This is a genomic window from Curtobacterium sp. B18 (assembly GCF_000333375.1).
Lineage (GTDB): Bacteria > Actinomycetota > Actinomycetes > Actinomycetales > Microbacteriaceae > Curtobacterium.
Map to the genome: position 1 here is coordinate 1 of NZ_BACZ01000259.1, position 642 is coordinate 642.

At 52.8% G+C, this 642-nt stretch carries 2 protein-coding genes; both read right to left on the bottom strand.

Annotated features, from left to right (window positions below):
• Positions 1–190 (bottom strand): Rop family plasmid primer RNA-binding protein (locus tag I5E_RS27315; RefSeq protein ID WP_441294323.1); only part of this gene is annotated, 190 nt, incomplete at its 3' end.
• 31 nt (positions 191–221) lie between these two features.
• Positions 222–485 (bottom strand): tyrosine-type recombinase/integrase, encoded by a 264-nt coding sequence (locus I5E_RS27320; protein WP_003660253.1) that lies wholly within the window; start codon positions 483–485, stop codon positions 222–224.
• Positions 486–642: the final 157 nt, after the last annotated feature.

Below are 642 nucleotides of genomic sequence, written 5' to 3' on the forward strand. Positions count from 1 at the left end.
ATTCACAGATGTCTGCCTGTTCATCCGCGTCCAGCTCGTTGAGTTTCTCCAGAAGCGTTAATGTCTGGCTTCTGATAAAGCGGGCCATGTTAAGGGCGGTTTTTTCCTGTTTGGTCACTGATGCCTCCGTGTAAGGGGGATTTCTGTTCATGGGGGTAATGATACCGATGAAACGAGAGAGGATGCTCACGATACGGGTTACTGATGATGAACATGCCCGGTTACTGGAACGTTGTGAGGGTAAACAACTGGCGGTATGGATGCGGCGGGACCAGAGAAAAATCACTCAGGGTCAATGCCAGCGCTTCGTTAATACAGATGTAGGTGTTCCACAGGGTAGCCAGCAGCATCCTGCGATGCAGATCCGGAACATAATGGTGCAGGGCGCTGACTTCCGCGTTTCCAGACTTTACGAAACACGGAAACCGAAGACCATTCATGTTGTTGCTCAGGTCGCAGACGTTTTGCAGCAGCAGTCGCTTCACGTTCGCTCGCGTATCGGTGATTCATTCTGCTAACCAGTAAGGCAACCCCGCCAGCCTAGCCGGGTCCTCAACGACAGGAGCACGATCATGCGCACCCGTGGCCAGGACCCAACGCTGCCCGACCTATCCTGAAGCCAAAGGAAATGAGATCGGAATT